This window comes from Chitinivibrionales bacterium, from assembly GCA_014728215.1.
GTDB lineage: Bacteria > Fibrobacterota > Chitinivibrionia > Chitinivibrionales > WJKA01 > WJKA01.
In genome coordinates, this window is sequence record WJLZ01000188.1 from 1 (window position 1) to 22161 (window position 22161).

General features: G+C 44.9%; 19 protein-coding genes. 11 read left to right on the top strand and 8 right to left on the bottom strand.

The window, feature by feature from the left end; translation table 11 throughout:
• On the bottom strand, positions 1-265 hold a 265-nt coding region (locus GF401_16930), incomplete at its 3' end, for a hypothetical protein (GenBank protein MBD3346742.1).
• A complete protein-coding gene (locus GF401_16935) occupies positions 262-1845 on the bottom strand; it encodes a hypothetical protein (GenBank protein MBD3346743.1) in 1584 nt (527 codons plus the stop codon). The genes GF401_16930 and GF401_16935, both read right to left, overlap by 4 nt.
• Before the next feature lie 104 nt (positions 1846-1949).
• On the opposite strand from GF401_16935, the gene GF401_16940 reads away from it, so the two are divergent.
• The 3 genes from GF401_16940 to GF401_16950 are packed head-to-tail and all read left to right on the top strand — an operon-like array spanning position 1950 to position 5961.
• Complete coding sequence (locus GF401_16940; protein MBD3346744.1) at positions 1950-3146, top strand: glycosyltransferase; 1197 nt, start codon at positions 1950-1952, stop codon at positions 3144-3146.
• Positions 3147-3155: 9 nt separating this feature from the next.
• Complete coding sequence (locus GF401_16945; GenBank protein ID MBD3346745.1) at positions 3156-4382, top strand: glycosyltransferase; 1227 nt, start codon at positions 3156-3158, stop codon at positions 4380-4382.
• Positions 4369-5961: an oligosaccharide flippase family protein gene (locus tag GF401_16950; protein MBD3346746.1), complete on the top strand. Its 1593-nt coding sequence runs from the start codon at positions 4369-4371 to the stop codon at positions 5959-5961. The genes GF401_16945 and GF401_16950 overlap by 14 nt, the downstream gene beginning before the upstream one ends.
• An 8-nt stretch (positions 5962-5969) precedes the next feature.
• Here GF401_16950 and GF401_16955 read toward each other — a convergent pair whose 3' ends face one another.
• Genes GF401_16955 through rsmA form a run of 4 tightly spaced genes read right to left on the bottom strand, consistent with a single transcriptional unit; the run spans position 5970 to position 10114 of the window.
• Complete coding sequence (locus GF401_16955; GenBank protein ID MBD3346747.1) at positions 5970-6695, bottom strand: hypothetical protein; 726 nt, start codon at positions 6693-6695, stop codon at positions 5970-5972.
• A gap of 54 nt (positions 6696-6749) precedes the next feature.
• Complete coding sequence (locus GF401_16960) at positions 6750-7295, bottom strand: hypothetical protein (GenBank protein MBD3346748.1); 546 nt, start codon at positions 7293-7295, stop codon at positions 6750-6752.
• Between the two features lie 7 nt (positions 7296-7302).
• Entirely contained in the window at positions 7303-9330 is a 2028-nt protein-coding gene (locus GF401_16965) for a hypothetical protein (protein ID MBD3346749.1), read from the bottom strand.
• Entirely contained in the window at positions 9320-10114 is a 795-nt protein-coding gene (gene rsmA / locus GF401_16970; protein ID MBD3346750.1) for a ribosomal RNA small subunit methyltransferase A, read from the bottom strand. The genes GF401_16965 and rsmA overlap by 11 nt, the downstream gene beginning before the upstream one ends.
• A gap of 96 nt (positions 10115-10210) precedes the next feature.
• Between rsmA and GF401_16975 the strand changes: the two genes are divergently transcribed.
• Positions 10211-10639 carry a hypothetical protein gene (locus GF401_16975; protein ID MBD3346751.1) on the top strand — a complete coding sequence of 143 codons (429 nt, stop codon included), beginning with the start codon at positions 10211-10213 and terminating at the stop codon, positions 10637-10639.
• Positions 10640-10758: 119 nt separating this feature from the next.
• On the opposite strand, the gene GF401_16980 is transcribed toward GF401_16975, so the two are convergent.
• Together GF401_16980 and GF401_16985 are read right to left on the bottom strand one after the other, a co-directional pair.
• Positions 10759-11640, bottom strand: a complete 882-nt coding sequence (locus GF401_16980) for a hypothetical protein (GenBank protein ID MBD3346752.1) — start codon at positions 11638-11640, stop codon at positions 10759-10761.
• A complete protein-coding gene (locus tag GF401_16985) occupies positions 11615-13162 on the bottom strand; it encodes a hypothetical protein (GenBank protein MBD3346753.1) in 1548 nt (515 codons plus the stop codon). The genes GF401_16980 and GF401_16985 overlap by 26 nt, the downstream gene beginning before the upstream one ends.
• A gap of 213 nt (positions 13163-13375) precedes the next feature.
• Between GF401_16985 and GF401_16990 the strand changes: the two genes are divergently transcribed.
• The 7 genes from GF401_16990 to alr all read left to right on the top strand — a co-directional run bounded on the left by GF401_16990 (position 13376) and on the right by alr (position 21896).
• Positions 13376-15946 (top strand): BamA/TamA family outer membrane protein, encoded by a 2571-nt coding sequence (locus tag GF401_16990; protein ID MBD3346754.1) that lies wholly within the window; start codon positions 13376-13378, stop codon positions 15944-15946.
• 27 nt (positions 15947-15973) lie between these two features.
• Entirely contained in the window at positions 15974-17095 is a 1122-nt protein-coding gene (locus GF401_16995) for a HAMP domain-containing protein (GenBank protein MBD3346755.1), read from the top strand.
• An 82-nt stretch (positions 17096-17177) separates the two neighbouring features.
• Complete coding sequence (locus tag GF401_17000; GenBank protein MBD3346756.1) at positions 17178-17663, top strand: hypothetical protein; 486 nt, start codon at positions 17178-17180, stop codon at positions 17661-17663.
• A 27-nt stretch (positions 17664-17690) separates the two neighbouring features.
• Positions 17691-18839: a glutamate 5-kinase gene (gene proB / locus GF401_17005; protein MBD3346757.1), complete on the top strand. Its 1149-nt coding sequence runs from the start codon at positions 17691-17693 to the stop codon at positions 18837-18839.
• 170 nt (positions 18840-19009) lie between these two features.
• Positions 19010-20275: a glutamate-5-semialdehyde dehydrogenase gene (locus tag GF401_17010; GenBank protein ID MBD3346758.1), complete on the top strand. Its 1266-nt coding sequence runs from the start codon at positions 19010-19012 to the stop codon at positions 20273-20275.
• A 62-nt stretch (positions 20276-20337) separates the two neighbouring features.
• Complete coding sequence (gene hisI / locus GF401_17015; GenBank protein ID MBD3346759.1) at positions 20338-20697, top strand: phosphoribosyl-AMP cyclohydrolase; 360 nt, start codon at positions 20338-20340, stop codon at positions 20695-20697.
• 20 nt (positions 20698-20717) lie between these two features.
• Entirely contained in the window at positions 20718-21896 is a 1179-nt protein-coding gene (gene alr / locus GF401_17020; protein MBD3346760.1) for an alanine racemase, read from the top strand.
• Positions 21897-22161 lie beyond the last annotated feature (265 nt).

Consider the following 22161-nt stretch of genomic DNA (forward strand, 5'->3'; position numbering starts at 1 on the left):
CTGTTATAAGTGCAGCTTTACCAGCAGCAGCAGGTGCCTCCTCTTTATAGATTCTTGCTTGAGTCCAAAGCCTATTATAGAAAAATCGTTTCATCCACATGGCGTCCTGCATTCCATCTGGATCAATACGATTTATTGGACTATTGCCGCCATACAAATAGCTATCCATGTATTGTTGCACAGGGTCAACAGAAGTCCATCTTCCTATATCCGCATCATAGTACCGAGCCCCAAAATAATCCCCCCTCCATACCAACTTCCTCACCCAATCATTTCCAGCACCTCCTGCACCTTTTTCCGCACCCCCCCCGGTCCTTCGAGCATATCTTTCACCATCTGTTCGATTTTTTTACCGGTTTCGCCGTGGGTGTAGAGGTCTTTACCCATGCTCTTATGGGCGATCAGTTCTTTGAGTGCGTGTACCGATGATGGTTCACCGAGTTGGGCCTGTGCGCCGCATGATTGGATAAGGTCTTTGATGGGATCGTTTTCCAGTTGATATTCCTTTCCCTGGTCATCGAGGGCGAGGGCATATCTGATATAACCTGCGACGGGAAGCAGAACACAGTCGAGTTTTTCCTGGGGGATTCCCTTTTTCTCGCCTTCGAAGAAGGTATCCATAAACCGGGGTTTCATTTTTGTGGAGGCGTTGAGCGCGATCCGCATGGGATCATCGGGGATATTGGGGTTGTTGAGCCGTTCGATGGTATCTTTTGCGAAGTCGGCGGGCGTCATGCTCCGGGGGGCATCGACGGTTTCCAGCACAATAGAAATAATCGTATCGATCAGTTTCCGTATATCCTTGTCCTGCATGGCCCGGTAGATACCGTATTGGCCCTGGTAGCCGAGAAGAACACCGAGGCCGGCAATCACCGAGTGGCTCATGTTGAGGATCCGCAGTTTCATGTCTTCATATTTTTTGACATCGTTATAATCGGATTCAACAAAGACGCCGTCGACTGTCTCGAAATCGGGTCTCCCCGCAGGAAAGAGATCTTCAATTGCCCAGTAACGCGCCTTTTCGGTAACAACCACTGTCGACATGATTCCGAGGTTATCCAGTATCTGCTGCGCCTGCTCGCCTGCGGGGACGGCGATCCGATCGATCATGGTGTTGGGAAAGGCGAACCGTTTGGGATCACTCAGATAATCCACAAACCCCTGTGGAGCAAACCCCTTGGATTCCCATGCCTTTCCGACCGTTTTGAGTGTCGCTTTTGTATAAAAGCCGTTTGCAGAAAAGTTGGTGCAGCTGACCATGGCAAAATTCAGTCCGGCCTTGAACCGTTCGAGGGCAAAGGCGGTCCACTTGGCGGCATCCGAGAGCACCGTTCCGGCCTCCATATCCTCTTTTACCGTTTTGGACAGGGGTTCAGCAAATTCATCGCCTTCATGATACGCCATCCCATAGGCGCCTTCAGGCGCATTGATTGTGGCAAACTGGACCTCCGGATTCCGCGCAAGGTCTATCATGCGGTTCCAGGCCAGAGCGTTTCGATCGCTGTCCACATAGAGTACCGACTGAAGACTTCCCTGGATTTTCGGCACTACCTTGTCCTTTTCATTTTCATAGATCAACTGAGTAACCAGGTAATCACAGGATGCCAGCTCATTCACATAACGCTGGGCATACGTTTCTATGCCGACCATGACCCCGCTTTCGGGAACCTTGTTGAGCAGGTCCTGCAATATGTCTCCCGTATGCCCGTAGGCCATCCGGCCGGCGGAAAAGCAGAGAGATTTGATCGGGGCGGTCTGACGTTCATAGGCGGGCAGAAGGACGGTCTTGTTTTCCCAGAAATCTTTATCGTTCAACAGTTTTTGATTAAGAACAGCACTGGCCATTGGTAAAATCCTTTCATAACTCAATATGAATCTTGCAATTAATCCCGATTAAACTATAAACTAATATAAATAATAGAAAGCATGCCATCTAAATTATCATATCAGTGAACATAGCACTCGTAAACCCAGAATACCCCACCCTCTCCGGTGTTGATCATGGCGGGACCGCAACCTATACCTACAATTGCGCTAATGCCCTGCATGCACTGGGGCACCGGGTATATGTATTGGCTAAAAACGGTACAATTCCGGATTATCTTTCTCCGGGTATAGAATATGTAGAATTTGAGCCTGAACCGAACCCACGATTCACCCGCATTATCGACCGGTTCAAGCCGGGGGAAATCGCCTGGGAGCAGGCATACTCCAGGGGACTTCACAAAAAACTTCATGCAATCAATGCAAAAAATCGCCTGGACATTGTCGATATTCCGGAATATAACGGTCTGGCATATGAATTGAAACATCCGCTCCCCTTTAAAGTGGTAATCAATTTCAGGACTCCCAGGATTCTGGTCGACAGGCTCAATAAAACTAAAATCACCGCTACATACCGGAAATGGTATGCATTCGAAAAAAAAGCCGCAAAGAACGGGGTCGCCTATCGGACAAGCAGTAATGCGCTCCAACAAAAGGTCGCCGTCTGGTTTGACATTCCGAAATCGAAAATCGCGGTCATCAGAAATCCGGTGGACACCTGTCCTTTCGACACTATTCAAAAAAGAGACCGGTTCAGGATGGAGATTATCAATGTGCTCTTTGCGGGACGCATCGAGTACCGCAAAGGCGCCGAATTGATTGTCAAAACTATCGACCGCATACTTGCCCTCGATGACCGCATCAATGTCACTTTTGCCGGGGAACCCAGGAAACAGGAGGGTGATAATTATCAGGACAGCATCGAACGGAGTGTCGATTTAGAGCAGCGAAAAAGGCTCTGGTTTCTCGGACCGATCAAGCATAATCAGTTGCCGGTACTTTTCAGCAATTCGGATATCTTCTTTATCCCCTCATTGTTTGACAATTCCCCAAACTCTCTCCTGGAAGCCATGGCCTGCGGAATGCCGGTTGTCGCCTCTGATACAGGAGGAATCAACGAGATAATTGAGCATAAACGAAACGGTCTTCTCTTTTCACTTGCCGATACGGATTCACTGATCGGCTGTTTCAGGGAGTATCTGAACGATCCCGAATGTGCGATACGAATGGGGCAACAGGCCCGCCGGGATTGTAAAAACCTGTATTTACCTCCCCATATCGGCTCGCAAATTGTTGATTTTTATAAAGAAATAGGGGCATAATTAGAGCTAATGAACATCCTCTTCGTCTCTAATGAGTATCCACCCGAGACCGGCTTTGGAGGGATCGGTACCTATACCCAATGCATGGCAGAAGCTTTAGCGGACCGGGGACACAATGTTCATGTCATCTGCAGGTCGGCGTCCGGCGTACCTGCCAGAAAAAAATGCAGCAATGTCACCATACACCGGATTTCTCCTGGAACCTATCCACTTCCCCAGGGAAAAGCTTTCTACCCCTTCAGGATGCTCTGTTACCGTTATATCCCCGATAGTCTGATCCGTCTTGCCTGGGCGAATGAAGTTTATAAAACCTTTATGCAGCTGAGTGAGAGTGATTGCCGGTTTGATATAGTCGAGTTCCCGGAATGTAATGGAGAAGGTTTCTATATTACCCGGAATAACGTAAGTGGAACAATTGTCAGACTTCATACCCCCTGGGAACTGGCCCGGAAACTCGATCGAATTGTCAGCCGGCCTCTCGACAGGATTGTTTCCGCATTTATCGAAAAGCATTCTGCAAAGCATGCACGCGGGATATGTTCCCCTACCCACTCTCTGGCAAATAAACTCAGTAAAGAATGGAAACTGAAAAATATACGGGTGTATCCTAACCCGATTACTGTTCATTCCTTTGAAAACACCGACGGAACGGGAATTATTTATACCGGAAGAATCGAGCATCGGAAAGGGGTTCATACCCTTATCAATGCCTATGGTTCCCTGTGCAACGAAATTAATGATGCTCCCCAGCTCCGGCTAATCGGACGGCCATACGGGGTTCTTCCCGACGGCTTTGATTACGGTGTCCTTATAGAAAATCAGATCAACAGCCATAATCTCAGGGAACGAGTTGCATGGGTAAAGGGAACCGACGCCACGGGCGTAAAGCAGCATCTTGCAGCATCATCAATCGCAGTCTTTCCTTCGATCTGGGAAAATTTTCCCTACACCTGTCTGGAAGCCATGGCCTCGGGACTCGCGGTGATTGCATCCCGTTGCGGCGGGTATAAAGAAATCATCGAAGATGAGAAAAATGGCTTGCTCTTTGAGCCCGGGAATGCGGAAGATTTAAGAAAAAAGCTGCAAATCCTCTGTAATAACGATCATATACGACAAAAGCTGGGCACCCAGGCTCGAAACAGAATTTCCGAGCTTTGCAATCCTGACAATATCTGCACTGAAGCGGAGAAGCTTTACAGGCATACAGCAGAGAGTACAATCAATGAACAACGGTAATAACAAACAAGGCTCCCGTCTTATCAAAAACACGGTGCATACCCTGTTCAATACTTTTTTTATGCTCGCCCTTACCTGGGGGGTCTCAATTTGGGTAGCCCGTCAACTGGGGCCCTCAAATTACGGCATATTTACCCTTGTTCTCTGGTTCTCAGGTACGATCTCCTGGCTGGTGGGTATGGGATTAATGCATGCACTCACGAAATTCATTGCGGAATATCACGGCAAGGGAACTATTGACGATATTTCTCCGATCGTAGTTTCTATTCTTAAAATTGAACTTGGTATTACGGGCGCAGTAACAATTATTCTTCTCTTTTTCAGATCGGCAATCGCCGATTATTTCTTTTCTCCCAACGAAACCTTTTATTTCTTTCTCGCTTTCCTCGGTCTCATTCCCGGCGTAATGACGGCGATTTTTTCCGCCACCATCGAAGGACTTCAGAAGTTCGAATATTTTACCTATGCAAACATCCTGATTTCGCCCTTTTCGCTGGCAAGTAAAGTTGCCGTCCTGTGGTTTGGATACGGGATAGAGGGTCTTTTAGCCGTTATGCTCGTTTTTTCTGTGATCAATACCGTTTTTTACACTCTCGTGCTCCGCAAAGAGGGTATTTGGGCCGGAAAAGGATGGAAACAGCCGGTCAATGGAACATTGCGCGCCCGTATCCGTAAATACAACACTAGTGTATTGGCAATAATCCTTTGTGACAAAATTGTCTGGGATAAAAGTGAAAATTTCTTTCTGGGCCGTTTCTGCCCGGCAGCCCAGATCGGTTTTTATAATCTTGGCTTCAATATCGCCCACCGGTTCATGTCGGTTTTGCCGGCAACATTCTGGCGGGTTCTCTTTCCGGCAATGTCATCCTACTTCGGTTCCGGAGACCGAACTAAAATGAAACGGCTTTTCTATGTTACCACTCGCTATCTGGCCTTCCTCTCCTTTCCCATGGGAGTGGGGGCGATCATTCTCGCCTATCATATAATCCATTATCTGTACGGACACGAATTTATCGGGGCTCAGCGGCCTCTTCAGTTGATACTTATCAGCCTCATAATCTCCAGTCTGGGCAAACCCGGCTCGGCGATCCTTTACGGCTACGAAAAGCAGTCATTTATTTATAAATATGGGGCCGTTTTAGCGGTTGTTAATATCCTGCTGGACATTTTTCTCATCAGGTCCTATGGAGCGCTGGGCGCTGCAATTGCTTATTCGATTACTACTGTTCTTGGAACTGTGGGCGGTTTGATCTATACCTGTTCAATAATGAAATTACGATACCCCTTCGCCTCGATTTTCAAAATTCTCTTCTCAACAATCATTATGGGTGTAGTCATGGAACTCATTATTCTGCAAAATCCGGAAGTTTTTGGTTTTGTACTCTCTTTGCTTTCCGGCTGCATGGTTTATATTGTTTGTTCTTTAGTTCTGGGAACGTTTGAACAGGAAGATTATGTTCTTCTGGAAAGTGTAAAAAATGTACTTCCCGGAAAAACGAAAAAAATCATGGACTGGATTATAGGTTTTGTCTCCGATTTTAAAAATATCCGAAAAAGCTTTTATACGTTTCTTTCGTGAATAGGAATTCAGAATTCGGGTAATTCAAACCACTTTGCCACAACCCAGAGCGAGTTGTCCGAAGGGTCCCGCTGTAAGACAAAAACCTGCTCCCCGATATCGAATTCCACGGTACCGCGCAATTCATCCGCATGGACACTGATTTTCGCTCCATCAAGGGTACGCACCTCTGCCTGCACCGTATCGTAGGTTGCGATAATATCGAAGGTAGATGAGTCGATCGCACCGGATGAATCCCGTGAATAGAGGGTATCGGCATCTTTAAGTTTCAGAGTATAGGCTACCGAATCGATGGTTAATCCGGGACTGAAAATAATTTCATCGGCATTTCTGAAAAGATTACGGTGAATGGCGATTTCATCGGTATAGGTAATGTATTCGTAAGCATCACCACTGTCGATAAAGGTAAAAACCTCACCCATAATCGCGTACGTTGCCCTGGTCCCAAGTTTTTCGAGCGAAGAGATGACCGAATGGGGCACATAGTATTTGAATCCCAGGGAATCGGAGAAGAGATCTTCAAACAGAGCGATACGCTGAGTTGTATAGGCATTTTCCAACTGGTCCAGAAGTCCCTCCGGGGTATTTCTTCGAATACCGCTTTCCCGTGATGTTCCCAGAGGCGGGAAAAAAGGGTTATTGCAGGAAAGAAACAATGCGGCAAAGCTTCCGGCAGCAAGAATAAGGATCCGCAGTCTGATAAGAAAGGCCCCACAAGGCTTGTGTGTGCTCATTATAGTAATATAGTAAATTTATCGGTATTTTTTGTCAACCAGGAAGGTTTTTATTTAATAAGGACTGTTTGGATCGAAAAAGCTCTCTCGCTGATCGGGGATGTCATACCATTCAAGGATTGTCCAGGTGTTCTTCTGTTGAAAGAAAGCAAATGTAAACTCAGACTTACCGGAAAAGGATATGATGGAATCTGTTGACGGGTTCTGTACTGAAAATGAGTACCTGCGATAGACCATGACGCTGTCATTTTCATCGAAAACAGGCCGAACCTGATGATCCGGGTCCTCTTTCCATTCCACGCCGATATTATCACCGTAATTATTCATGATTTTTTCAATATGAATGACCATTTGCGTTTTATAGAAAGTCTCCCCTACCGGTGTACGATATATAAAATTTTCATGAAGCATTTCTTCAAAATCTTCCTTATTGAACTCATCACCGGTGCCGTCGAGAATCGCCTTAAAATTCAGGGGATCCCGTTTGAGCGGGCCCAACGGTTCTTCATCCTGACGGGGAGTGAATATTCCACAGGAGGCTGTCAGTAAACAGACACAAACGATTATACCCTTTGACAGCGGATTTCTTATCTGGATCATAGTATCCTCACAGCACCATTTTGAACTGCATTCCGAGTTCTAAAAAATAATCGAAAGAAAAATCCCGCGAACCGGTCTGGGAATCTTTTTCTTCATTGATATCAAAATGAATTTTGTTCATGCTCTGCAACTGAAAGCGATGTTTTTTCCCAATAACCCCTGCATTGAGATAGGGTGCAAAAAGGTAGCCTCTTCCAAGGGGATTAACCAGCCATTTATCGGCAACAGGCTCCCACTCCTGCAAATAAACATCTTCAAATTCGGTGCCCATATCAAACGAAAACTGCTGTAGAGGTGATAACGAAAGCATTATATCGATATTCTGTTCAAGTGTCTTGTTTTGTCGCCGGTATTTTTCTTCAAAACTTTCGGGAAGGCTGTCATAATATTCTTTGCCGTCCCAGTAACCGTTGTCGTCAATGATAAGATCCCAGTTCAAACTGAGGCGGGCTTTGTCGGAAATATTCCATCTGAATTTGAACCGTGAAGGAAATTTTCTTTGGTATGACGGCGGATCGAAAGGTGTACGGTGAACTTCGGGATGCTCGTATTCGCTGTTCTCGGCAACCGCAAAAAAGGTTTCATCAAATGAAAATTTATCTGAAGGGTAAAAACCGACATGAATCCCGGCACGATAGAAACGATCCATTACATTAGCACCGGAGCGTTTCGCTTTGAGCCAGTGAGACAGATTTGAGGATCCGCCACCAAAGACATCAACAGAACATTTCGCATGGGACAATACCACGACATGCCCATTATGGTACTGGTTAATTTGATCGAAATCATTGTCGCCTTTATAGAGAACATTATTTACATACTCGCTGTCGCTGTAGGTTTTCGAGTACCGGCTGATACCAAATTCGTATTCCACTCCCATGCCATTGGGGAAATTTTTAGAAAGAATATGGCTCATATCAGCTCTGTAGCCTTTATAATCGTTGGTATTAATTATGGCTTCATCAACTGAATTTATCTCCCGGTCAAATAACCAGTCTTCATTCTCCCATTCAAAAACGATACCTCCCTTGTATTCGAAAAGAAAAGTTGAGTCGGTATGGGCAAGTATCTGAAACATATTTTTCCGGTTTTTCACATCGGTGAGCAAAGATTCATCCCAGTAGGATTTCGAATAGCTTTTATATCCGTAAATAATTCCCGGAATGATATGTGCGCGCGCCTTTGCTTTAATCCCGGCTTTAATCTGATATGAATGCTCCAGTCTTCCGGGCAAACTGGCAAACCGCGTTTTTCCGTTTGCACCTTCGCCCAAAAGTATATTGGCGCCATTGATAACTGAATCGGCAAAAAAGGCGAACAGGGAATCGTTACTGGGCATTGCATGGCAGAACAGCGCCGAGGCAATACCGCCGATAAGATCGGTTTTTCCGATAGATCGGGCAAAGACTTTGCCTGACATGTAGAGGGGAAGCCCGAACGCCGGCTCCTGTTCATTGCCGACTTCAGCCTTAAGAAAAAAACCAGGATCAAAATTAGTATTATCAACCGAGATTGCCTTAATATCGCCCTCCGATTCCGTATTCCAGGCCTTGGTGGCAATTCCCCCACCGAGTTTCATCGGTACAATGAATTGCGATATACTCACAAAAGGTCCGATATCTATGGTACCCTGGAAATCACCGGCATCCCGGGTATTATTCAGCGCAATAGTGGGATTCCACTCCAATCCGAGGGAATTAAAAGCAAAGGGCCATGCTTTTCTGGTATAACTTCCCGAAAGATCGACAAAATGATGATTGATAGCATTATTATAGTCGACGATATCATCATAGGAGGCTTCATACCGGGCATTTTGCTCTAAATAGTTTGATGAATCATTGAACTGCCATTCCATACCGTTGGTACTGGAAAGGTTTCGCTGATAGAGGTCCTGCACCAGGCCGAATTTCAAGCCCGATGAATCTGTGGGAGCCTCCTGCCCGGGTGCAGTCATTTCACCGGGCCAGATGTGAGGCTGTGCAAATGCACCTCTGGTAATTATCAACAATGTGACGATAATGAGGCTATTTCTCATGCCCGGCCTTTTGCGATTCCCGGTAAAGCAGTATCCATAGTTCAATTCCCAGATTTTCGGCCCGGACATTTTGATCAATATTCAGCATTTCGAATATTTCTGTCCAACTAATTGTATTATCTATCTTTGCAAGCACATTGAGCAACTTTTTTCGTCGATACCTGAATCCTTTGTCGATGAATCCGAAAAAGGCTTTCCACCGGTCCCGGGGTAACTTGCTCTCCAGGTTTTTGTCGGGAATCAGCTGAAAAACCGCTGAATCGACCCCGGGACGGGGGAAAAAAGCGCCTGGAGGCACAGTAAATAAAATACGCGGAGAGCCGAAAAAGCGGCAGAATATCGTCAAATATCCGTTTTTTTTCGTCCCGGGAGAGGCTGCAATCCGCTGGGCGACCTCCCGCTGAACCATAAATGTGCAGGAAAGAATGTCATTTCCGTATAAAAGGGTCTTGTGAATAATATGGGCCGCAATATTGTAAGGAAGATTGCCTGCTACGTGAAGTGGAAATCCCGCCTCTGCATAGTCGAAATCCATTATATTTCGATTATGCACCACCCAGGGACCTTCACCAAGCTTTTCTTTCAGCGAGGAAATCACCGATGTATCCACCTCCACAAGGTGATAGTCACGGAATTTATCTTTTATGTAAATGCTCAACGCTCCCTTTCCGGGGCCGATTTCAAGAATCCGCTCGTCGGGCTGTGCAGTAATAGCCTCTGCAATGCGTTCTGCATAGGAGGGTGAAGTGAGGAAATGCTGGCCAAGAGATTTTTTTGGACTCATGTAAGTGCTAACTCACGCAGGAAAATATCCGACCTTCGGAGTATAAGAATTGACAATACCTTATATAAAATTTAGTTTTAGATGCAGAGTAATGCAATGGAAGAAACAAAGGAGGAAATAAAAGTGCGTAAAATCGTTATTGTTTTTTGTGCATTAATTATGCTTTTTTCTCTGGGATGCCAGAAAAAAGAGAAGAAAATCCAGACTGCTGCAGTATCGAATGAACTCCAAAATGAGGAGTTTACTCCACCTGCTGATTCGACGGTAACAAAAGCCCAGCTTGAAAAATGGCTGGAGTGCAATCCCCTGCTCGACTCACTCAGTTTCCACTATCAGGATTCGTTTAAAACCGAAAACGCGGCCGAAAGAATCAGACATCAGGAAGATTTTGCAAAGGCCCAGGACAAGATTTGTGTCCGCGCAGGCCTGAAAGGCGGCTATGAAGAATACCTGTGGATTTTGCAAAATTCCGGAAATCCGAAAAACAAGGACGTGCTCGATTCACTGCAGATTACGATTAAATAAGGATGCTCCGACGGTTTTTCAGTTGGCATTTCCAGATAATGACAGCCTTTGAACCTGTAGATTCGCTCCTTTAGCTGCTATCTTTAGTCAAGATCAGCCACCATGCAGCAGCGATGAGATCAATCAGGGTTTTCCCATTGCCAGTACTCACCATTGCTTCTTCCGACAACATGCCCTTCATCATAGGTTGCCACAACGGAAACATCCATCTGGAAAAGCAGATCGATTGTTTCTTGTGACGGATGGCCATAGTTATTCGGCGGTATTTCACAGGATATGAGGGCTCGCTGTGGATTGACATATCCGTAAAATACCGGGTCCACCGCACTGTTGCTTCCGTGATGAGGAACAACGATAATATCGGCGGCAAGAGCATAACCATAGTTTCGGCTGAGTCTGGCTGTTGCGAACGTATCGATATCCGAGGTGATAATGGAACGGCAGTTTTCATGAGAAACCATAAAGCACAGGCTGTACCGATTTTTCAACCGACTTTCCTCAAAAGGATATGGTTCGACTATTGTTGCAGGAGGCCAGAGGCATTCAATATACACACCGGAGAGCCCTCCGATCGTATCTCCCTGGACAATGGTCCTGAAAACGATATCATTTTTCCAATGCCCCGCTTCCTCCCTGATCAATGCGGTGTCTTCATAGGGAGAAACAACAACAACCCCCGAATAACTGATTGAATCGGGCAACAGGGCAAGACCTCCTCTGTGGTCGTTATCGCTGTGGGAAAGTATGGTACTGTGTATTACCGGACTCCCGAGCTTCCGATATCCATCGAGAAAACCCGAAATACCTGCCTGTGGTCCAAAATCCCAGATAATGGCTTCAGTTCTTATCCTGCCGATCTGGGCCAGACCCTGACCGACATCGAGAACACCAAAAGTAAAGGTGCTGTCATGCCCGCTGGAATGATAAGGATTTTTGCATCCCGGCGAAAGGATTAAAAAACAAACAATAAAAAGCTTAAAAAAAGTAGTTCGCTTTTGCATGGATACAAATCTCCCGGACTTTGGTAAGGGGTAATTCGAATTCCAGTTCTCCATTGGTTTTCTCGAAGAGATCGATCTCCTGGATCAGGCCGGTATAAAAATCATTATCGCCGTCGGTATTGCCGTAGTAGGTACAATAGGGCTCCAGCATCAGAGAGGGCAACGCATCCCAGTACATCGAAAAGCATGCACTTCGGTTGGCATATGAACCGGGTTTAATCGAAGAACGCCCGCGAAGCTTCAGTTGTAAACCTCGGCCGACCGGCTGCAAACAGGAAAACGATATTCGATGATACTCATCACCGCCCATTATTGACGGATGATATTGGTAGCGAAGTTTGTAGTCGAGTGGTTTCGTCCCTTTGAAAATAAAAATGCCGTCAAATGAATACCTTGTGCCCGAGCCGGCATACAGAAAAGAGGGTGAATAATTGATATAGTCATTAACTTTGTGCATAAAATCCATGCGGCATTCGTAAACAGTTTCCGAATGGCTCTTTTCCAGGTCAAGCCTGTTTATTAATCGATTTTTAAGAAGGCTCCGGGGCGCGGTAAACTTCCCGGGAATCCGTATAAAGGAAACGCTTCCGGATGTAGCACCCTTTTTCCTGCAGGCTCTTGCCCAGAGTGGCAGCTCAAAGGGATTTCTGGTGTTCATGCCTGTCTGGATTTCGATGGACCAACATTTAATGTCTATCTGCGATCCGGTTTGCACGTAAAAAATGGTATCTTTAGCTTCGCTCCTGCTCGATTTTATCTCGAGCCCTGAAAATCCCAGGCAGGCTTTTATATTTTTTCGAGGTGAAACATCCATTAACATACCGGCGGCAGATTCGCTTAATCTGGTGTGAACAAATGCTGTAGCTTCCGTATTTTCACTAAATTGAAATGCTGCTTTCCCACCGTTCCAGGTTCGCGATTCTCCATACAGCCAGTTTTCTTTGAGATGCAAAGAATCGGAAGATACCGAAGGAAAGTATCCATAGAAAAGGTTAATACCTGCGGTGCTGCTGCTATAATTCCCCAGAGAGATATCCCCCAGTTTCCCGATAGAACTGGTGATATATCGTCGTTGCCATAAAGCATAATCATTGTCGATTCTCACTTTTGCCCTGGCTGAGAGAAATTCAACGGGAAAGAGTGAAAAGTTGGTACTGATTGAAGGATTATTCGAATGGGAATGCCGTGAGAGATGAATTCCGACAACAGCCCAGTGAGGCGCATCTGAGGAGGCAAATGATAAAATGGGATTCAAAGGCTTGAGTTCGGGATAATCATTGAAAAAACGGTCGATATTCTTTCTGTTCCAGGGTTCATAGGAACTCAGTGAGGATGCTTTGATTGGGAGATTTCGGAGAAAATCCGGAAAAATGTCATTGATATAGCGAAGTTCGCCGGTTGGGACCGATAAAGGTTGATTATAATATGGCTGAATTATCCTCCAGAACGCCGAATCCAGCGCTCCTTCCCTTAATAAATACTCCGCTTCCCGTTCATTTGCAGGTAATTTCTCGATTTCCATAAGAGACAGCCCTGCGCATAGCGACGGTAATAACAGGAAGATGAAGACAAAATCAAATAGTTTAAAAGCCATATTTCAGAAAATATCTTCACAATCGGCATGGACATATTTATTTTTGAGCACCGGACGAATCCAAAATAGTTTTCGTGCGTCTGTGTACAATTGCTTTTAAACAAAAATCTATAGAATTCTTAAATTTATAAATATTACTAAATGCTATTTCGAAATATTATTATGTTGAGGAAGCGGCAAACCGCAATGCATGCATTCAGAAATCTTTTTTGTCCGATCTCTTTCAGGGCAATATTCCATGTTCTTTTTTGTCTGATTCTACTGCGTTCCATGGCATTTTCCGAATCTGACCCTAAAGTTGCATTGGTTTTGAGCGGAGGAGGTGCAAGAGGACTCGCTCAGATCGGCGTGTTGAAGGCATTTGAAGAAGCTGGATTCCGCCCTGATATTGTTGTCGGAAACAGCATGGGCGCCATTATTGCTTCTCTGTATGCGGTAGGCCTTTCACCAGACAGTATCGCTTCATTCTGCGAGAAGATCGAATGGGATGATTTTTATAAAAATACGGCAAAACGTAATTTTTTGTTCGTCAGTCAGAAAACCGAACCCCTGAATTACCACCTCGAATTGCGCTTCGACTACGATTTAACCCCGATTCTCCCTACCTCCATTTCCAGCGGACAGTCATTCTATGATTTTTTCGCTCCCATTTTTTCGGCTCCCCAGTTTCATGCAAAGAAGGACTTTGACAGTTTGTTTATTCCACTCCGAATAACGGTCACCGATATTATCACAGGAGAATATGCATCTCTTTCTCAAGGTAATCTTGCCCTGGCCCTCAGGGCATCATGCGGGATACCGTTGGCATTTTCACCTGTTACCCTGGATACAATGCTTCTTGTTGATGGCGGTATAACGGCAAATATTCCGGTTGAACCGGCGAAAAAAGAAAATCCAGATTACATAATTGCAATCAATGGAACGTCACCGATCTGGAAAAAAGACGATCTCCGGAATCCTCTTCGCCTGGCCGATCAAGTTGTAGCAATCGGAATAAAAAAACAGAAAAACCGTCAGCTGGCACTTGCCGACTATGTGATTACTCCCGAACTCGGTGGTCTGCTGAATATGGACTTTTCAAAATCCGACACCCTTATTCAGCGTGGATACGGGGCCGGAAAAAAGCATATTCCGAAAATACAATCAATTCTTGCTGAACGGGGATACAGAAAAAACCATTCCCATTCCGATTCATCCGATAACACTCTTTCATGTTCGATCAACTTTACGGGCATCGACGAGCCCCTCGCTACAGATTTAGACAGTTTTGCAGTACATTTCTGTTCGACATTTGCTAATGAACCTCCGCTTGATTCTTTAACAAATGCGTTAGTGGAATTCTGCAAAAAGAAGCATTACCCCTTCTGTAAAATAACCGATCTGAGTTCCACTCAACAGGGAACAAACATAAGAATTAATCCCGGCAGAGTGAAAAAAATTAATATTGAAGGCAATGACATAACTTCTTCCAGGCTAATCCGCTCTCTTCTCGCCTTTAAACAAGGGACAATCCTGACCGAATCGCTGATATCTAAAAGCATTTCGTCATTGTATGGGACCAGTCTTTTCAAGAACATCAATATCGAAATGGATTCATCATTTAGAGTGAATGTGTATGTAATCGAAAAAAAATATCTTCGCGTCCGAACAGCTTTGCGTTTTGATGAATTCCATCTGGGGGAAGCCTATATCCAGCCCGCATACGAGAACCTTTTTGGCGAAAGCATTTGTGCAGCACTCCATCTCCAGTATGGTCTGAGAAGAGAAAAATACGCCTTTGAACTTTCGGGGAACCGCCCATTCCTTCGAAAAATGGCCAATATGGTCAAATTACAACTTTATATTTCAAGAGAAAAAATCCGTGAAACAGCAGTGGAACAAATTTCGGATACAACAGTTTTCGATACATTCCATTTGCAGGAGCAGACCCTGCGCAAAGCCGGCGTTATCGGCCTAATTGGAGCAAATGTGGGCAACTTTGCTATGATTGAAGGTGGTATTCGTATCGAACAATTCAAGGTTCACCAGTCGGACAGAAGTATCTTTGAAGATCCCCTGAGTTCATTCAGAAACGGCATCCGTTACATTATGGTTCGATTCACCGTCGATAATATCGACAAGTCCCCCTTTCCCCAAAAAGGGGGGAAACACTATATTAATATTGGCGGTGCGTATGATGCTATAGGAGGAACGGAGAGTTTTACAAAGACAGACGCAAGCGGGTGTTATCATTTCACTCTTGCCGACAAACACACGTTCTCTCCAAAACTTCATGTAACCTGGTCAAGTGATTCGCTTCCTTTAGTTGAGCGGCTATTTCTTGGCGGGGCACTTCCACAGGAAAAATATCGAGATATAGGTATTTTTAATCATGTCACTTTTTATGGTCTGCCGCCACGAGGCTGGCCTGGAGACATTGTTTTTCTTCTTGAAGGCGCTTATCGTTTCAGAGTGAATGAAAATTTTTATCTCCTCAGTACGGTCGATTGGGGCTATGCATGGAATAAATATGAATTCAACCACATTTCAAGTGCTGTGGATGATTTTTTTGAAAAGGCACCTCTTGGAATCGGAATTGGCCTTGCACTCGAGACACTCATAGGTCCGGTACGGTTTGCCTGGGGACGGCTTATACACAATGAAAGCATGGTAAAATCTCTGGATATCGAAAATGAAAACAGGTTTTACTTTTCAGTTGGACATGATTTCTAAAGAAAGATATAATATTGTAGTAGAATTATGAGAATTAATATTGCTCCAAAGGTCTTTCTTGGTTTCCTGGCGATCGTTCTTCTGAATGTCTTCTACGTAGCTATCGTATATCGGCTGTCAGACTTGAATAGTATAGCTCATATTCTTAAGATGCAGGATAACGCACAGCAGGATTTTCTCCGCATTTCCAATCTGCATGGAAGTCGGAAACGGAGCCTGGTAATATATAATAGCCTGGAAAATCAGCAGTCTATCGATAAATTCAGATCCATAAGCAGTACAATAACCAATGTGCTTGATTCCCTTGAGGGCTCTCTGAAAACAGTGCAGAAGATGGATTCTGCGGTCTCGGATGAAGGTGTTCCGAATGAAAAAATCAAAAACCTGCGAAATGTTGTCTCTGAAGGTATTCAAAAGCAAAATCGGCAATACATTAACGGTTTCGAAGAACTAACGATACTTTACGAGCAACCAAACAGTATTCGCAATAACCGGAAAAAGGTAATGCTCGGAAAAATTATCAATCAGGCTGATTCGAGTTTTACCCATTATCTCGACACGATTAACACTGTTATCGATGCTCAAACCAACAATCGTATTAACGACATTGAAAGCCGTCTGACAAACGCTCAACAATTGACGTTTATTTTGCTGGTCGGAATTTCTGCAATCGCCGTATTATTCGCCTTAATCTTCTCTCGGGCAATCACCAATTCTCTTCGTAAACTCAAAGAATCTGCAAGCCTTATCGGCAAGGGCAATTTCTATTTTAATCCAAGCGGATACCCAAAGGATGAAATCGGGGATCTGGCATCGGCCTTTTTTGATATGGCCCTGGACCTGAAAAAGGCGCAGGAAGAACTGGTTAAATTCCAACGCCTCGCGGCAATTGGAGAAGTTGTTGCCTCCGTTAATCATGAAATTAATAATCCACTCATGATTATTTCCGGAAATGCACAATTTCTCGAGATGTCCATGCGAGACGTAGCTCCCGAACTGCGAGACCGTGTACGGACCATCCTGGAGGAAACCGAAAGAATCTCCCAGGTAACCCGCAAACTCAGGGAAATAAAAAACCCCGTTGTTGAAGATTATACTTCGAGCGGCGAACAAATGATTAATCTTGACAAATCCTCTCGTGAGTCGTAGTGTGCACAAAAAGCGGAGATCATTCCACACTATTCTCATTAGTCTGCCGCTTTGCATACTGATGCACTGTGCCGGACAATTCATGACAACCGGCGAGCGCGCGCTGGCTGACGCCGACTCTCTATTTAAAGCCGAAGATTATGTCCATGCGAGGATGGAATATGCAAAAATCAGAAATGATAATCCCAAAAGCGAGGCAGCCGAAAGAGCCCAGTATAAGCTGGGTTACCTGAACATCTATTATGGCAATCCATTTGCAGACTGGGAAGCCGCGCTCAGAGAGTTTACGAAATACCAGACCCTCTATCCTCAGGGTAAAAAAATCGAAGAAGTAAATTGCTGGATTAATATCCTTCATTCGGTACAGTCATATGAAGCCGGGTATTCCAGCACGGCTTACCAGGCACGAAAACTGGAAGACAAAAGACGACGGGAATCAAAAAGAATAACTGATTTGTCCGCCGCTTTCATGCGATGCGAATCGATCCGGGATTCTCTGATTCAGGAAATCCGGTATCTCAACCGACGGGTCGAAGAATTGAAAGAACTCATAGGGAAATTGCAGTAAAAACGTCGGATTCTGTTCCCCAATATAATGAGATTAAACCAAATGGATAGGAAAACGTTTTACGATCTTGTCACTCCGCAATCAACTATTGCGGTGAAAATCGGAAGCCGTATATTGTCGTCTCCTACTAAAGCGGCCAGTGTGAAACGCATACGCACCCTTGTGGAAGATATCGTCGAATTAAAGAAAAAAAATGTCAGCGTTGTTCTGATATCTTCAGGCGCAATCGCCCACGGGATGCATGCCCTCGGCCTCTCAAAACGCCCCACAGAGATTCCTCTTCAACAGGCCTGTGCCAGCATTGGCCAGCACCATCTTATGCAAATGTACGACTCCTTGTTTGCCCCATATCACATTGTAACGGGACAGGTATTGCTTACCTGGGATGACCTCCGCGATAAAACGCGATATTTGAACCTGCGTAACACGCTGTTTCATCTGCTCAACCGTATGGTGATACCCGTGGTAAATGAAAATGATTCGGTAGGAATCGAAGAAATACGATTTGGCGACAATGATACACTGGGCGCACAAATTGCAATGTGTATCAACGCAGGAATGTACATCATTCTCACCGATGTGGACGGCTTATATGAGGGCAATCCCCATGCCTGCCGTAATGCACGCCAAATACCGGTCGTTCCCCGCATAACGCCTGAAATCCGGAAGCTGGTTATGGAAAAAAAGAGTACGATAAGTGTCGGAGGCATGGCCACGAAACTGGGAGCGGCAGAGATGGTCACACGGGCAGGAATCCCTGCCCTTATCGGTAATGGTTATTCCCGACGTCTATCGGCACTCCTCTCCGAGGCAAAGGCAGGAACGCTTTTTATGCCTTCAGAGAGAAAAATGAAATCCCGGCAACGGTGGATCGCCTTCGCCGGAAAATCCCGGGGGACTCTCAGGATCGATACAGGCGCCTGTTCAGCAATTACCCGTAAAGGTAAAAGCCTCCTACCGGCAGGGATCAAAAATGTTTCGGGGACATTTAAAAGCGGTGATACAGTGGAAATTCACGATGAAAAGCGGACCCTTCTCGCCCGGGGGCTGACAAATTATTCATCTGAAGAAATCAAACTGATTTGTGGGCGCAATTCTTCGGAAATATCGTCACGATTAGGCCAGAAATCCTTTGATGAAGTCATTCATCGGGATAATATGGTCCTTATGCAATGATCTAACCCTGAAAATATATGCACTAATATTATTTTCTATCCGGTTGCGCATTAAACCGAATCGTTATAATCCACAATCAGCCGAGGACCTCAGGCGATTGCCGGTTTAATTTTTGTATAAAAATAGTAGAATTGTTGCATACTTTTTATTCATGGATAAGGAAGATGTCTATGGCCAAACAGTCCCCCCAAAAAATAGTTGACAAATTAGCAGGAGAGGCAAAAGATGCCGCATTACAGCTTCAATCGGCTTCCCAGCGTAAAGTAAATAAAGCTCTTACCACAATGGCCACGCTGTGTATCCGAAAAAAAGCAGTTATACAAAAAGAAAACAGGAAAGATCTGGCTGCTGCAAAGAAAAAAGGACTTTCGGATGCGATGATAAACCGTCTCACCCTGTCGGATAAGGTAATCAATTCTATGGTGGAAGGACTCAAGGTAGTATCGAAACTGTCGACGCCAATTGGCCGAAAATTCGACCGTCGAGTCCGTCCCAACAAATTGGAAATATACAAAATGAAAGTTCCTATTGGAGTTGTCGGTATTATCTATGAATCACGTCCCAATGTTACGGTTGATGCCGCTGCTATTTGCCTGAAATCGCAAAATGCCGTTATTCTCCGTGGAGGATCCGAGGCGATCCATTCCAATCGAATTCTTACCGATCTTTTTTCACAGGCTTTACGTACAGCAGGACTTCCAAAAGCGGCGGTGCAAATTATTCCGATCACCGACCGTGCAGCAGTAAATGAACTCCTGCAAAGAGACGACCATATCGATGTGATTATCCCGCGGGGAGGTGAAGCCCTTATTAAAACCGTTGTGGAAAATTCAAGGATACCGGTGATTAAACATTATAAAGGCGTATGTCACGTTTATATATCAAAAAGGGCCGATATGGAAAAGGCGATGCCCATCGCCGTCAATGCAAAAGTACAACGCCCCGGTGTATGCAATGCCATGGAAACGCTGCTTCTGGATGCCGGGCTTTCACACAAGAAAAAACATGCGCTTATTGAAGCCTTGCTTGAAAATAATGTTACTTTATGTGGTGATAAAGAAAGCCGAAAATTATCTCCCCGCATAAAGGCCGCGACTAAAGCAGACTGGGAAGCCGAATATCTCGATCTACGACTGGCCGTAAAGATTGTTGATGGTGTAGCGGGCGCAATCGATCATATCAATACATTTGGATCTCACCATACAGATGCGATTGTCAGTGAATCGAAAAAGGAAATCGATCTCTTTCGCACCCAGATCGATTCATCATCCGTAATGGTTAACGCCAGCACCCGTTTTTCCGACGGTGGTGAATATGGTATGGGATGTGAGATCGGTATCTCCACCGATAAACTTCATGCCCGTGGTCCCATGGGTGTTGAAGATCTTGTCACCTATAAATGGATCGCAGAGGGTAACGGCCAAATCAGAGAATAATGTCAATTACAGAAACGGATATACAACACACACACACACATTTTCGAAAGGATTGTTTCACCATGAGTTCAGTTGACGACGTTAAATTTAACGATCAGGGATTAGTACCGGTAATAGCCCAGGATGCAAAAAGTAATGAAGTTCTCATGTTGGCATATATGAATAAGGAAACACTCCAGGAGACTCTGGATACCGGTAATATGGTTTATTATTCCCGTAGTAGACAGACCCGCTGGCGCAAAGGAGAAACCTCCGGACATCTTCAGACGGTCCAGAGTGCGCATCTTGACTGCGACGGCGATACATTACTTTTTAAAATTCATCAGGAAGGCGGAGCGTGTCATAAAGGATATGTATCATGTTTTTTTCGCACCCGGGAAGACGATGCCTGGAATATAACAGGAAAGAAAATTGAAGAATAGTTTTTTCACTCTCCTCCATTATGTCTATCATGAATAATCGTATGCCCTTTGCAGCATCCTTTACCACACCTTGTATCGAGCTTTCGCTGGATAATTTGCTCCACAATCTTGAGCAGATTCGCTCCCGCTTGCCCTCAACCGTACAATGCATGCCTGTTATTAAGGATTCTGCCTATGGATGTGGTTCAGCACCAATTGCAGCCTTTCTGGAGCAGAATGGGATTAAACATTTTGCAGTAGCCCGGTGTACGGAGGCCAGGTTTCTAAGAGACAAGGGCATCCTTTCCCCTATCCTTGTTTTAGGAGAATGCACCCTGGATGAAATCGTTTGGGGAATTAAAAATGACATACGATTTTCTCTGAACGATATCGGATCATTACCGAAGTTCATTGACGCTCAATCTCCGGTCTACCTTCACTGCAATATCGATACAGGCATGGGAAGACTTGGTGTTTTACCTTCCGAAATTAATGAAGTAATACGAATCGTACAGTCTCACCCTTCTTTGATTATCGAAGGACTCTATACTCATTTTGCATCGGCGGATGTTCCTCATACCGATACAGTAGCATTTCAGAGGAGGCTCTTTGAGAATGCCTGCACGCTCTTTGAACAGGCAGGGATCAGGCCTGAATATATCCATACAGCCAATAGCGCAGGCATACTGCGGTTTCCAGAAAAAAGAAGTACCCTTGTCCGGCCGGGCATTATTCTCTATGGGTGCAACCCCGACCCCACTCAAAAATTCGATATATCACTCAAGCCGGTCGTTACACTAAAAGGGCATGTAGTAAAATTGAAAAAGGTCCCGGCGGGAATTGCAATTAGTTATGGTGGTAATTATGTAACCGGACAGGAAACCACCATCGCTACAATTTCAGTGGGTTATGCCCATGGCGTTCCCCGATTATTGAGTAACAGGGGTGAAATATTATTGCAGGGAAAACGATATACAATAGCAGGTAATGTTACAATGGATTACTGCATGGTCGATTGCGGAAGTACGACGAGTATTCGTGAAGGTGATGAAGCCGTTGTAATGGGCTCTCAGGGAAAAGAGTTCATTTCTCCGGATGAAATTGCCGCCCAATGCGGCACAATCGGCTATGAAATCCTCTGTGGTCTTTCCACATCAGTGGATCGGTATGTAATCGGCAACAACAAAGTTATTCACCATATAAAGCCGTATGTGATCTGATATATGTTTGGTACCTATCAATTTGATGAAGGCGTTGTGTTCAAAACCCAAACAAAAGGAGTATGGGTATCTCTTGAGCCTTCGTGTGAAATTCCTACAGAGTGTCACGGGTGTAATCTCTGTTCGAGGGATCCCAAAGCTTTGCGACTTTTTATTAAAACCGGAAAAAAGAAAAATCTTAACGAGGGAAAGAAAGTGAAAATCAAACGATATATTCCAAACAAGATACTCAGTGCAATGATATTATTCGGACTTCCTGTTACTC

Coding starts and splice junctions, on each gene's coding strand:
- GF401_16965 (MBD3346749.1), bottom strand. CDS start 9,330: ATGAGAAATAGCCTCATTATCGTCACATTGTTGATAATTACCAGAGGT.
- GF401_16990 (MBD3346754.1), top strand. CDS start 13,376: ATGCTATTTCGAAATATTATTATGTTGAGGAAGCGGCAAACCGCAATG.
- alr (MBD3346760.1), top strand. CDS start 20,718: ATGTCTATCATGAATAATCGTATGCCCTTTGCAGCATCCTTTACCACA.
- GF401_16960 (MBD3346748.1), bottom strand. CDS start 7,295: ATGATCCAGATAAGAAATCCGCTGTCAAAGGGTATAATCGTTTGTGTC.
- GF401_16995 (MBD3346755.1), top strand. CDS start 15,974: ATGAGAATTAATATTGCTCCAAAGGTCTTTCTTGGTTTCCTGGCGATC.
- GF401_16980 (MBD3346752.1), bottom strand. CDS start 11,640: ATGCAAAAGCGAACTACTTTTTTTAAGCTTTTTATTGTTTGTTTTTTA.
- GF401_16955 (MBD3346747.1), bottom strand. CDS start 6,695: ATGAGCACACACAAGCCTTGTGGGGCCTTTCTTATCAGACTGCGGATC.
- hisI (MBD3346759.1), top strand. CDS start 20,338: ATGAGTTCAGTTGACGACGTTAAATTTAACGATCAGGGATTAGTACCG.
- GF401_16935 (MBD3346743.1), bottom strand. CDS start 1,845: ATGGCCAGTGCTGTTCTTAATCAAAAACTGTTGAACGATAAAGATTTC.
- rsmA (MBD3346750.1), bottom strand. CDS start 10,114: ATGAGTCCAAAAAAATCTCTTGGCCAGCATTTCCTCACTTCACCCTCC.
- GF401_16975 (MBD3346751.1), top strand. CDS start 10,211: ATGGAAGAAACAAAGGAGGAAATAAAAGTGCGTAAAATCGTTATTGTT.
- GF401_16985 (MBD3346753.1), bottom strand. CDS start 13,162: ATGGAAATCGAGAAATTACCTGCAAATGAACGGGAAGCGGAGTATTTA.
- GF401_17010 (MBD3346758.1), top strand. CDS start 19,010: ATGGCCAAACAGTCCCCCCAAAAAATAGTTGACAAATTAGCAGGAGAG.
- GF401_17000 (MBD3346756.1), top strand. CDS start 17,178: ATGACAACCGGCGAGCGCGCGCTGGCTGACGCCGACTCTCTATTTAAA.
- proB (MBD3346757.1), top strand. CDS start 17,691: ATGAGATTAAACCAAATGGATAGGAAAACGTTTTACGATCTTGTCACT.
- GF401_16950 (MBD3346746.1), top strand. CDS start 4,369: ATGAACAACGGTAATAACAAACAAGGCTCCCGTCTTATCAAAAACACG.
- GF401_16945 (MBD3346745.1), top strand. CDS start 3,156: ATGAACATCCTCTTCGTCTCTAATGAGTATCCACCCGAGACCGGCTTT.